The following is a 12597-nucleotide window of genomic DNA, read 5'->3' on the forward strand; positions in this document are numbered from 1 at the left end:
ATTTAGTCTTTTAGCTTATAAAACTCTTTTACCGCATTATAATCATTAAGATCTATAGAAGATCTGTTTAGTAATTCTGAAGATGGGATAATTACATATCTAAATTGATTATTACTCGATGGGCTAATATTAGATCCATCCAAAGTAAAAGCGGTAAAACGAATATTTTCAGGTTCGGTAATAAAGAAATTCCAGAAAAATCTATCTAAGGTAGTGGCAGGAAGTGGTCTTGTATAATTAGAATCGCCAGCTAATTTTGTGTAAGCGATTACTACACCATTATCAATGATTTCCTGGGTAACTTCTGGAGCAGATCTATCAAAATAAGCTGAAGGAGATCCACTGTTTACCCAGCTACTTGATTGAAACCAAGGAGAAGCAATTACATTGGCATTACCATCTTGGCCAGCTGGCCCTTGTGGACCTTCTACTCCATCTATTCCATTGGCACCATCTTCTCCATCACAGGATGTTGAGGTTATTACCAAGGTGAAAATCATCATTAGATACGTTAAGAATTTTACTGTTGTTTTCATTATTCTTATCATTTTTTAAAAGTTAAAGTGTGTTACTTAGTATGTATTAAAATGATGAGGTTAACATTAGGTACAAAAAAAATCCACTCAGTACTGGTGGATTATAGAATATAAGTTTTTATTGAAATTGAATAATTTTTAATTTCTTCCATTCTCATTAGGGTATAAGGTGTGAACAGGATCACTTTGCCAAAACTCTTTTGTATCAACATCTAACATGGTTAGAGATCCTTTAAAAGCTGCGCCTGTATCTATATTCCATACGCAAGCTGCATTAATAGGTTTAGTTTGGTTAATTCTGGTTACAGGAGTATGGCCAATATATATTTCTTTAAAAAGTAATAAGCGTTTTGGATATTCCAATGCGGTTTTTTCTAGTTTAGGGTTTAGAGCTAATGCGGTTTCCCATAACGTTCTATCCCAGTAAAAGGTCTCATCAAAATATTCTCGATGCGGCCCATGAAGATTGGAAAAACCTGCATGTAAAAATAGTCTGTTTTGATCGTCTATATAATAATTAGTGAGGTTTTCATAAAAAACCAGATGAGCTTCAATTTCTTCTTTAGATAATTGTCCATAAGAATCTATAGAAGCTTGTCCGCCATGTTTTATCCATTCCGGATTATATACATCTTGTTTCAGCCAATCATAACATAGTGCATCATGATTACCTCTTATGAATAAACAATTATGAGTAGTTTTTAGTTTAATCAAAAAAGAAACCAGTTTAGCACTATCACTCCAACCATCTACATAATCACCAAGAAAAATTAGTCGATCATCAGGTGTGATTTTTGCTATGTCTATAAGTTGTTTAAGTGCTTTTAACGCTCCGTGAATATCTCCAATAACAAGGGTTCTACTCATAATTAATTGTATCTGACTTTTCTTAAAATTCGCATACTTTCTTTGTAAAGAGAATATACATTATCATTATAATTTTTTAGATATGGTTTAACTTCTTCAAGTTTTTCTTTGGCTTCAGAAAAATCATTAAAATAACAGATTAGATATGTTGCAGGAAGGTTGATAATATCTTTTTCTTCGTTTTTTGATAATGGAATTTTATTTCTGAGTTTTTCCACTATAGCATTGTTACTGTTGTAGAGGTGATGTAAGGTTTTGCGATTGAATTGAGGTGGATCAAACAAAAGTTTACTTTCTATATCATAACTGACATTATCCTTAAAAGTAATGACAACCTCTTCCAGAGGATAATAATTATAAGTGTCCTGAAGCCCTAATTGTACATACTCCACAATTTTGAAATGCTCTTCAGATAACTCAATGGTTACCTCATCTAGCTCAGAATAAAACAATTTTACCTGTTCATTGATTAATTCTATATCAACTCTGGAATAGTATACCTCTCCGTTTTGTCGTTTTTCTTTTGCTGCCCAACAAACCACAAAATATTCTTTAAAAACTTTGTAAGCTGGACTATAATCTTTTCTGGAATTCATAAAATCAAAAACCCCATCCAAAGTCAGTTCAATATTGTTTTGAGCATGGCTTTCTATGGATTCAACGATTTCAGAATTAACATCTTTAATTTCAATATCAAAAACTTTAGGCATACTAATGCTTCCATCTCTAAAAAAGACGCTACCTCCATAATATTTCCAGATATTTTTGCGAAGCGAGCATAGTTGACCACCTTGAGGACGAATTGTTACCAGCCCAACTACCTTTTCTGAGGGCAAGTGCGGAAAAGGAATGTTTTCATAAGAAACAATAGGAGGGTTAGATAAATAGGCATTCACTAAATTCTGAATTTTACTATCATCAAAAAAATCGACACCTATGATTTGGTTATCTTCATCTTCCACACCAATTACAATGTAGGAATTGTTTTTTGGGTTAGAATTAGCAAGTGCACAGATGTGTTTCAGTAGTTTGGCTTTGCCTTCCTTTTCGCCAATATTGAGCTTACGTTTCTTATCATAAAAACTGTTTTCGTCATTATGTGCCAGTAGGTTTTTTATGAGGAGACGCTTGTTAATCATTCCTTTTGCTAATAGCAATTATTACTTTTCCCAAGCTAAACTTAGCTATTTTTATTGGGTTTGCAATGCAATGAGAATAAAGAAATTATAAACTTTTGTTTAAAACTGTAGCACTTGCTTGTGCAGTAGGAAGCACAATAAGATCAGAAATATTGACATGATATGGGCGTGTGACTACAAAAGCAATAATATCTGCTATGTCTTCTGGCTTTAATGGGTCGAATCCTTTATAAACGTTATCAGCTCTTTCATCATCACCTTTAAAACGCACATTGCTAAATTCGGTTTCTACTAATCCGGGATGTATGGCACCTACACGAATTCCATATTGATTTAGATCGATTAGCATTCCTTTATTGATAGCGTCCACAGCGTGCTTACTTGCACAATATATATTTCCGTTAGGATATACTTCTTTCCCTGCAATAGAGCCAATGTTAATAATGTGTCCGGATTTTTGCTCGATCATTTTTGGGATTACTACTTTAGAAACATATAATAATCCTTTGACATTAATATCGATCATCGCATCCCAGTCATCGACTCTTCCTGTCTGAATAGGATCTAATCCGTGAGCATTACCGGCATTATTAATTAGGATATCAATTTTATTAAATTCTGAAGGAAGACTCGCTATAGCTTCAAAAACCTTGTCTTTATCTCTTACATCAAAAGATAAGGTATGAACTTTGACAACTTTGCTTAATTCTTGCTGTAATTCAAGTAGTCTTTCCTTTCGTCTTCCGCAGAGGATTAGATTTATATTGTGTTTTGCTAATGCTATAGCAGTAGATTTACCTATTCCGCTTGTGGCACCTGTGATTAATGCTGTTTTCATAAAAAAGATTTATTAAAAAAAATTGCAACACATAAAAATGTCTTGCGTCTTTTGGTATAATCATCGTGAAAACGATGAAAATTGCTATGTCTTGTTTTTTCCAAAAAGAAGCTTAAATATACTGTAAAATTTGAGCCTTGTGTCAATTATTATAATCAGATTTAACCAAGAATTAACAAGGTGGCGAAAATTATTTCAGCAATTTGCAATGTTGGATAACTAATATTAAATTCACGGCTTTAAAAAAATAAAAAATAGATGGAAGAAAATAGTTCTATTGATATTGCTTCAATCAATCAGAAGATAGAGAAAGAATCTGCTTTTGTAGATTTATTGACCTTGGAGATGAATAAGGTAATTGTAGGTCAGAAACATATGGTTGAACGATTGCTCATTGGATTATTAGGACAAGGGCATATTTTGTTAGAAGGTGTTCCCGGTTTAGCAAAAACCTTGGCAATTAATACACTGTCCAAGGCTGTTCACGGAAGTTTTAGCAGAATCCAGTTTACTCCGGATTTGTTACCAGCCGATGTAGTGGGTACGTTGATTTTTAATATGAAAGAAAATGATTTTTCTATTAAGAAAGGTCCTATTTTCGCCAATTTCGTATTAGCAGATGAAATTAACCGTGCTCCGGCAAAGGTACAGAGTGCATTGCTGGAAGCGATGCAGGAAAAGCAAGTTACCATTGGAGATGAAACCTTTGTTTTAGACAAACCGTTTTTAGTAATGGCTACTCAAAACCCTGTAGAACAAGAAGGTACATATCCTTTACCAGAAGCACAGGTTGACCGTTTTATGCTGAAAACTGTTATCGATTATCCAAAACTAGATGAAGAACAATTAATTGTTCGCGCTAACCTGAAAGGATCTTTTGAAAAAGTAAATCCTGTTGTTTCTATAGAACAAATACTGAATGCTCAGAAAGCTGTTCGTGAAGTATATATGGATGAGAAGATCGAGAAATATATTTTAGATATCATTTTTGCTACCCGTTATCCTGAAAAATATGGTTTGGAAGAATTAAAACCATTGATCAATTTTGGAGCATCTCCTCGTGGTAGTATCAACTTGGCCACTGCAGCAAAATGTTATGCATTTATAAAAAGAAGAGGATACGTAATTCCAGAAGATGTACGTGCAGTGATTCTAGACGTATTGCGTCATCGTATTGGCATCACTTATGAAGCTGAAGCTGAAAACGTAACTTCTGAAGACATCATTAATAAGATCGTTAACGAGATTGAAGTACCTTAGGATTTTTGATTCTAGAAGTACGATTTTGGAATACTTTGCATAGCATTCTTTACTTCGTAAATCGTCAATCATCAATCGTAAATGAATACCATGGATACTAAGGAGTTATTAAAAAAGGTTCGAAAAATTGAGATTAAGACGCGTCGCTTAAGTGACCATATCTTTGGAGGTGAGTATCACTCTACTTTCAAGGGGCGCGGTATGACTTTCAGCGAAGTGCGCCAATATCAATTTGGTGATGATGTCCGTAATATAGATTGGAATGTAACCGCACGATATAACGAGCCTTACATAAAGGTGTTTGAAGAAGAGCGAGAACTTACAATGATGTTGATGGTAGATGTTTCTGGATCTCAGTTGTTTGGTACTCAAGAGCAGTTTAAGAAAGGAATCATTACGGAGATTGCAGCAACTTTAGCTTTCTCAGCTACTCAGAATAATGATAAGATTGGTTTGATTTTATTTACTGATGAAATCGAATTGTTTATTCCTCCTAAAAAAGGTAGATCTCACGTACTTCGAATTATCAGAGAACTTTTGGAATTCGAACCGAAAAGTAAAAAAACTAATATTACCGAAGCTTTAAAATTTCTCTCTAATGTGATGAAAAAGAAGGCTATTGTATTTGTACTTTCAGATTTTATTGCTGATGATTACCAACAGACACTTAAAATTGTAGGAGGTAAGCACGATGTAACGGGGATACGAGTATACGATAGAAGAGAAGAGGAAATTCCTAATCTAGGAATGGTACAGATGGAAGATGAAGAAACCGGAGAGTTGTTATTGGTAAATACGGGTTCCAAAAAGACTCGTATCAATTATGGTAAATATTATCAAGAGCGTGTGGATTACTTTAAAGATAGTTTTACCCGTAGTGGAGCAGGTTCATTAAGCAGTAGAGTAGATGAAAGCTACGTAAAAAAATTGTTAGGATATTTTAAAAGAAGAGGATAAGGGAGAATTACGAATGAAGAATTACGAATTACGAAGTAAAAATAAAGCATACGTTACCCCTTTGAAGGTGGTAAGGGGGATGTTTTTCATAATATCTTTGTTTCTGTTATTTGCTGAAGAGGGCTTAGCACAGGTCACAGCAACTATTGATTCAACATCTATTGAAATAGGTGAAGAGATTCGATATAAAATGCAGGTCGAAGCAGACTCTACTGAGATTGTGGTTTTTCCTGAGGGACAAACATTCTCTCCTTTAGAAGTAATCGAATCCTATACAACGGACACTACCAAAAATGGTAATCGATTCAGCTTGATAAAAGAGTATGCATTAACACAATTTGATTCTGGTCAATATACTATTCCAAGACAGAAAATAGCCATTGGTGAGCGTGTGTTTTTTACAGATTCAATGAAGGTTGAGGTACGCGATGTTCTTGTAGATACAACCAAGCAGAAGATGTATGAGATCAAACCTTTGGTTGAGGTAGATGCTCCTTTAGTGATTAACTGGAAAAAATGGTTGTTATGGATTGGGATTCCTTTGCTGATTTTAGGGCTAATTGCGTTTTTTATCCTTAGAAGAAAAAAGAAGAAAGCAGCCAAGGAAGAAGAACTTCCTCCGTACGAAAGAGCCATGCTTGCGCTTCAGAAAATTGATGAGTCTCATTTGTTGGAGCAAGATTCGCATAAAGAGTATTATTCGCAATTAAGTGATACCGCACGTAAGTATATCGATGAAGAAGTATATGATCATGCCATGGAAAGTACGACTGATGAATTAATAGAGAGGCTTGATGAAGAAATAAGATCAGGGTCATTAAACCTTGATAAACATACAATTGACGAGCTTAAAACCGTATTGAAAACTGCAGATATGGCAAAGTTTGCCAAGTCTAAGCCCGATATTGGTACTGCAAAAGCAGATCGTAGTGTTATCGAACGTGTGATCAATGAAACTAAAGAGGCAATTCCGGAACCAACAGAAGAAGAATTGCTGGCGGATGAGGAATATCGAAGAACTGCCGCTCTAAAGAAGCAAAGAAAGAAGATAATTTTTGGAAGCATTGCGGGAGTAGGAGTGATAGCAATTACACTGGGGATATTTATTATTATCAAAGGTTATGATTTGGTTAAGGATACCTTATTAGGCCATCCAACCAAGGAATTAGCAGAGACTGAATGGATTTCTAGTGCATATGGATCACCTTCCGTAACCATATCTACTCCAAAGGTGTTAATAAGAAATAACTTTAAACTTACCGAAGAGCAAAAACAAATCCTAAAAGGAAATGAAACTTTTGTCTATGGTAGTATTTTGAGTAATTTTTATGTTGTGGTAACTACAATGTCGTATCAGAAAGAAACCAAAGTAGACCTTGAAAAAGCTGTAGAGGGAGTTGTTGGTTATCTCGAAGGCCAAGGGGGTAAGAATATCACTGTAAAAAATGAAGAATATCAAACATTAGGAGGAGCTAAAGGAATTAAGGTTTTTGGAAACTTTGATGTGAAAAACCCTATTGATAAATACAATAAAAAATGTGAATATATGATGCTGAATTTTGGTGAAAAAGGAGGTTTTCAGCAGATCACAGTGATTTATGATATTGAGGACCGTTATGCCAAAGATGTTGCGCAGAGAATTATTAATTCAGTTGAACTTAGAACTACCAAATAACCATGTTTGAAAATTTTACATTTGAGAGCCCACAGTTTTTTTGGTTGTTTTTACTGCTGCCTTTAGCAGTAGCATGGTTTATTTTGAAAAGAAATAGACAACAGGCAGAATTAAAAATATCCAGTGTTAAAGGGTTTAAGATATCCGGTAGCTGGTTGACTAAGCTTAAACCTATATTGTTTTTATTAAGGCTGGTTGCATTAGCCTTGATCATAACCGCTTTGGCAAGACCAAGGACGGTGGATGTATCTACTAAAACTAAAACCACTAAAGGTATTGATATCGTAATGTCTATTGATGTTTCTGCGAGTATGTTAGCAAAGGATCTAAGACCAAATCGTCTGGAAGCTTTAAAGAAAGTTGCTGCAGAATTTATAAAAGACCGACCTAATGACCGTATTGGTTTAGTAGTTTATGCGGGAGAAAGCTTTACCAAAACACCAATTACTAGTGACAAGTCAATTGTGCTAAGCGCTATGAATGATGTACGCTATGATAATGTTCTGGAAAATGGAACTGCAATTGGTATGGGGCTGGCAACCTCTGTAAATAGGCTTAAAGATAGTAAGGCGAAGAGTAAAGTAATCATTCTACTTACTGATGGCTCTAACAATGCAGGATTTATAGACCCTAAAATAGCTTCAGAATTGGCTGTTGAATATGGTATCAAAGCCTATACCATCGGCTTAGGTACAAATGGTATGGCATTAACTCCAGTGGCGATTTTACCCAATGGTTCTTTTCAGTATGGAAGATCTAGGGTAGAAATTGATGAAGAACTATTAAAAGAAATTGCTAAAGTTACAGGAGGCAAATACTTCCGTGCTACGGACAATAAAAAACTGGAACAGATATACGAAGAAATTGATAAGTTAGAGAAGACGGATGTAGAAGAGTTTAAATTCTATAATTATGAAGAAAAATTCAGATCACTGGTGTTATTAGCAGGTTTTCTGATTTTTGTAGAATTTTTGTTGAGGTATACTGTTTTTAGAAGTTTTATATAAATATGAATAAAGGAATCATTATACAAGCTAGCTCCAGAAGTAATGGAGACACGTCTAAAGTTGTAGCTTATTTAAAAGACATGACTGGCTTTGAATTTGTTGATTTAAATCAAAAAGAAATTGGGCATTACGATTATGATTTTAAGAATGTAGATGATGATTTTAACTTTTTATTCAAAGGATTAGTCCAAAATTATGATACTATAGTGTTTGCAACTCCAATCTATTGGTATACTATGAGTGGATTGATGAAAGTTTTTTTGGATCGAATATCAGATTTTCTGAAAAATGAAAAGGATTATGGCCGAATGCTAAGAGGAAAGAATATGGCTGTTGTAAGCTGCAGTAATGATAATGATCTGCCGGATAAGTTTAACTTACCTTTTTCTAGAAGTGCAGATTATTTAGGAATGAACTATGCAGGAGATATACATACATGGGTTAATAATGGAGAACTTCCTATGGAAGTAAAAGAAAAGATAAATGCATTTGCATTAAAAATAAAGAATAAGATAGAAGCATAATTATAATATGTACTTATTAGAAGAAAAAATATATTTCTGGTTGTTATTGGGTATTCCGGTACTGATACTACTATTTTTAGGAGTTTTAGTTTGGAAAAAAACCACTCAGAAGAAATTTGCGGATAAAGATCTGCTAAAAAAACTAAGCCCAAATCAGTCGATTTTTAAATCTATTCTAAAAATCATTGTGATTAGTTTAGCCTTGGCTTGTTTTGTGGTAGCCTTGGTGAACCCAAAAGTGGGTACAAAGCTAGAGACCGTGAAACGCGAAGGCGTAGATGTGGTATTTGCCATTGATGTATCAAGAAGTATGCTGGCAGAAGACATTGCACCTAATCGATTAGAGAAATCTAAACAATTAGTAACACAGATCATTAACAATTTGGCAAGTGACCGCATTGGGATCATTGCTTATGCAGGCAGTGCATATCCTCAGTTGCCAATTACCACAGATTATGCATCCGGTAAGATGTTCTTGCAGTCCATGAATACAGATATGCTATCTTCTCAAGGAACTGCCATTAATGAGGCGATTGAGTTAGCAAAAACCTATTATAACGACGAAGAACAGACTAATCGAGTATTATTTTTGATTAGTGATGGAGAAGACCACGAAGGAAATACAACGACTATTGCAGAAGAAGCGGCCAAAGAAGGAATCAAGATTTTTACCATTGGAGTAGGAACTGAAAAAGGAAACCCAATACCGATTAAACGCAACGGAATTGTACAAGCGTATAAGAAAAATAGTCAGGGAGAGACAGTAATTACTAAATTAAACCCGACAACTTTGCAGGAAATTGCCAATGAAGCAAATGGCACATACATTGATGGTAGAAGTACGAGTGCTGTTGTAGAAGAAGTAACTGAAATTCTACAGAATATGGATAAAAAAGAATTCGAAGCCAAGCAATTTGCAGATTTCAAAGATCAGTTCCAGTGGTTTCTAATGGCGGGATTATTATTGTTGTTTTTAGATATTTTCTTATTAGAAAGAAAAACATTGTGGGTAAAAAAATTAAACCTGTTTAATGAGCAGTAAGATGAAGAGATATTTAATAATTATACTTTGTTTTCAGTTTGGGATTACCTTTTCTCAGGAGAAAGATCTAGAGAAAGATATTGCTGAAGCTAAACAATATGTAGCTACAGGAAATGAAATGTTAATCAAAGATGGTAATTTTCCTAAAGCTGAAGGAGAATATAGAAAGGCGATAGCAAAGAATCCTGTAGATGCTACGGCAAAGTATAATTTGGCAAACGCCTATTATAATTCTGAAAAATATGATGAGGCTACAGAGCGATATATAGAAACGGCAAAAATAGCAACCACCAAAACCGAAAAACACAAAGCCTTCCATAACCAGGGTAATACCTTTATGGAACAAAAAAAATATAAAGAAGCTGTAGATGCATATAAAAATGCATTGCGTAATAATCCTAAGGATGATGAGACTCGTTATAATTTGGCTTTAGCCAAAAAAATGCTTGAACAACAACAGCAGGAGAATGATCAGAACAAAGATCAGGATAAGGATAATAAAGACGAGAACAAGGATCAAGATAAAGATAACAAAGACCAGGAAGGAGATAACAAGGACGATAAAAAAGACGAGGGCGAAGAGGAAAAGAAAGATAAAGAAGGCGATCAAAAGGATAAAGGAGATCAAGGAGAAGATAAAGAGGATAAGGAAGGCGAAGAAGAAAAAGATGAAAAAGGAGAGCCTAAGGATGAAGAGGATAAAAACAAGGATCAAAAAGAAGGAGAAGGTAAGCCTGAAGATCAGAAACAACAGCCACAGCAGGTTCAGGGGCAATTATCTCCTCAGCAGGTAAAAAGCCTTCTGGAAGCTATGAATAATGAAGAAAAGAAGGTTCAGGACAAAATAAATGCTAAAAAAGTAAAAGGAACAAAGACCAGAACCGATAAAGATTGGTAGTAAATTATTAATTCTGCGAAGACGGAATTCTGTTAATATAATGAGATATATTTCCACCAAAGTGGAAATGACACAAAAGACATTGTGATGAAATTAAAATTAATTCTTCTTACCGTATGCATTGCTTTTTCACAGCTTGCTATGGCTCAGGTGAAGTTTGAGGCCAAAGTAAGTAAGAAAAGACTGGGAGTGAACGAGAGGTTGCGTGTAGATTTTGAGATGAATAAGGACGGAGATAATTTTACTCCTCCTAGCTTTACAGGGTTTAAAGTTGTGGGAGGACCTAATCAGTCCATTAGTAATTCCTGGATCAATGGTAAGAGATCTTATGCCAAAACGTTCAGTTATTTTTTGTCTCCAACACGTAGAGGTAAATTTACGATAAAACAAGCTTCTATTGAGATCGATGGACAGCTCTATAAAACTCTACCGGTTACGGTAGAGGTAACTGCAGCAGTTGATAAACCTAAGGATGGTAATAATAGTGATTTTGTTGCCAGTGAAAATTTACATTTGGTTGCCGAGGTTTCTAAAGCTGATCCTTACCTTAATGAGGCTATTACTGTAGTGTATAAGTTATATGTGAGTGAACGAATTAGTGTAAGTAATTGGAGAGAAATGGATAGCCCTAAATACAGTGATTTCTGGAGTCAGGCTATCGATATGAAACAACTCAAAATCGAGAACGGACAGTATAAAGGAGAACGATATCGATTCGTAGTGTTACGTAAAACTGTCTTATATCCGCAGAAAACAGGTAAGTTAAATATAGAACCGTTAACCTTATCTATTTCAGTAGATGTTCCTACAAACAGACGAGATATTTTTGGAGGAAGATTATATTCTACGGTCAATAAAACTGTTGCAGCCGGTAATAGGACAATCAATGTGAAACCTTTACCAATTCAAGGAAAACCTGATGATTTCTCTGGAGCTGTGGGTTCTTTTGATTTTAAGGTAGTACCCAATAAAACATCACTAGACGCAACAGAATCTTTAGAAGCTAAAGTTTTAGTTTCGGGTAACGGAAATTTAAAATTATTTGATCTTCCTAAGTTAAATGTACCAAGCGGATTAGAACAATATGAACCAGAACATACCGAAAGAGTGAGAACCAACCTTACTGGTATGAGCGGAAACATCTCCGACACTTATACTTTAGTTCCACAGTATAAAGGTAAATATCCAATACCGCCAATTTCGTTCTCATATTTTGATTTAAAAACTGAAAGTTATAAAAGAGTCACTTCTGATGAAATTGTAATTAATGTCAAAACTGGGCCTGATGGGGGAAATGTTGTTACAACATCGGAAGCGAGCGGAACAGGAAAAAAACAAGTTACGCAAACCGGAAGCCAATTCAGGTTTTTAAAATTGAATGCTGATCTTCAACCTATAACCAAAGAACATTTCTTTAAATCCACAGCATATTGGGTGGCATTAACAGCACCGCTATTAGCAATTCCATTGTTTTTGTTCTTCGGGAAGAGAAGAGAAGAGAGAAGAAGTGATATCAGCGGTAACCGAATCCGAAAAGCAGATAAACTAGCCCGAAAATATCTTTCCGAGGCTAAAAAGAATTTGGGTAATCAAAAAGAGTTCTATATTGCTATGGAACGAGCTTTACATAATTATCTTAAGGCAAAATTGCATATCCAAACCAGTGAAATGAGTAAGGATAGAATTCAGCGTTTGTTAAAAGAAAAAGAAGTAGAAGATGCAGTAGCAATAGAGTTTATTGCTTTATTAGAAAGTTGCGAATTTGCTAGGTATACGCCATCGTCAACATCGGCGATGCAACAGGATTATGATAAAGCTTCTAGGGTAATAGCTTCAATTGACAGACAATTGTAA

At 34.8% G+C, this 12597-nt stretch carries 12 protein-coding genes; 8 read left to right on the forward strand and 4 right to left on the reverse strand.

Annotation, left to right across the window (positions count from 1 at the left end):
- Window positions 1-2 precede the first annotated feature (2 nt).
- From J8M14_RS08845 to J8M14_RS08860, 4 genes are all read right to left on the reverse strand, one after another.
- Window positions 3-536: a hypothetical protein gene (locus J8M14_RS08845; RefSeq protein WP_211074225.1), complete on the reverse strand. Its 534-nt coding sequence runs from the start codon at window positions 534-536 to the stop codon at window positions 3-5.
- A gap of 138 nt (window positions 537-674) precedes the next feature.
- Complete coding sequence (locus J8M14_RS08850) at window positions 675-1403, reverse strand: metallophosphoesterase family protein (RefSeq protein ID WP_211074226.1); 729 nt, start codon at window positions 1401-1403, stop codon at window positions 675-677.
- A 2-nt stretch (window positions 1404-1405) separates the two neighbouring features.
- Entirely contained in the window at window positions 1406-2542 is a 1137-nt protein-coding gene (locus J8M14_RS08855; protein WP_211074227.1) for an ATP-binding protein, read from the reverse strand.
- An 85-nt stretch (window positions 2543-2627) separates the two neighbouring features.
- Window positions 2628-3380, reverse strand: coding sequence for an SDR family NAD(P)-dependent oxidoreductase (locus J8M14_RS08860; RefSeq protein WP_211074228.1), 753 nt, complete (start codon window positions 3378-3380; stop codon window positions 2628-2630).
- Window positions 3381-3638: 258 nt separating this feature from the next.
- On the opposite strand from J8M14_RS08860, the gene J8M14_RS08865 reads away from it, so the two are divergent.
- The 8 genes from J8M14_RS08865 to J8M14_RS08900 all read left to right on the forward strand — a co-directional run bounded on the left by J8M14_RS08865 (window position 3639) and on the right by J8M14_RS08900 (window position 12597).
- Window positions 3639-4640, forward strand: a complete 1002-nt coding sequence (locus tag J8M14_RS08865) for a MoxR family ATPase (protein ID WP_211074229.1) — start codon at window positions 3639-3641, stop codon at window positions 4638-4640.
- Window positions 4641-4730: 90 nt separating this feature from the next.
- Window positions 4731-5597: a DUF58 domain-containing protein gene (locus J8M14_RS08870; protein ID WP_211074287.1), complete on the forward strand. Its 867-nt coding sequence runs from the start codon at window positions 4731-4733 to the stop codon at window positions 5595-5597.
- A gap of 13 nt (window positions 5598-5610) precedes the next feature.
- Entirely contained in the window at window positions 5611-7272 is a 1662-nt protein-coding gene (locus J8M14_RS08875) for an LPXTG cell wall anchor domain-containing protein (protein WP_211074230.1), read from the forward strand.
- A gap of 2 nt (window positions 7273-7274) precedes the next feature.
- Complete coding sequence (locus J8M14_RS08880) at window positions 7275-8279, forward strand: VWA domain-containing protein (RefSeq protein ID WP_211074231.1); 1005 nt, start codon at window positions 7275-7277, stop codon at window positions 8277-8279.
- A gap of 2 nt (window positions 8280-8281) precedes the next feature.
- Window positions 8282-8803, forward strand: coding sequence for an NAD(P)H-dependent oxidoreductase (locus J8M14_RS08885; protein ID WP_211074232.1), 522 nt, complete (start codon window positions 8282-8284; stop codon window positions 8801-8803).
- 7 nt (window positions 8804-8810) lie between these two features.
- On the forward strand, window positions 8811-9845 hold the full coding sequence (locus J8M14_RS08890) for a VWA domain-containing protein (RefSeq protein ID WP_211074233.1): 1035 nt from the start codon (window positions 8811-8813) through the stop codon (window positions 9843-9845).
- Window position 9846: 1 nt separating this feature from the next.
- Window positions 9847-10743 (forward strand): tetratricopeptide repeat protein, encoded by an 897-nt coding sequence (locus tag J8M14_RS08895; RefSeq protein WP_211074234.1) that lies wholly within the window; start codon window positions 9847-9849, stop codon window positions 10741-10743.
- A gap of 87 nt (window positions 10744-10830) precedes the next feature.
- Window positions 10831-12597, forward strand: a complete 1767-nt coding sequence (locus J8M14_RS08900; RefSeq protein WP_211074235.1) for a BatD family protein — start codon at window positions 10831-10833, stop codon at window positions 12595-12597.

The organism is Aquimarina sp. MMG016, from assembly GCF_018100805.1.
Lineage (GTDB): Bacteria > Bacteroidota > Bacteroidia > Flavobacteriales > Flavobacteriaceae > Aquimarina.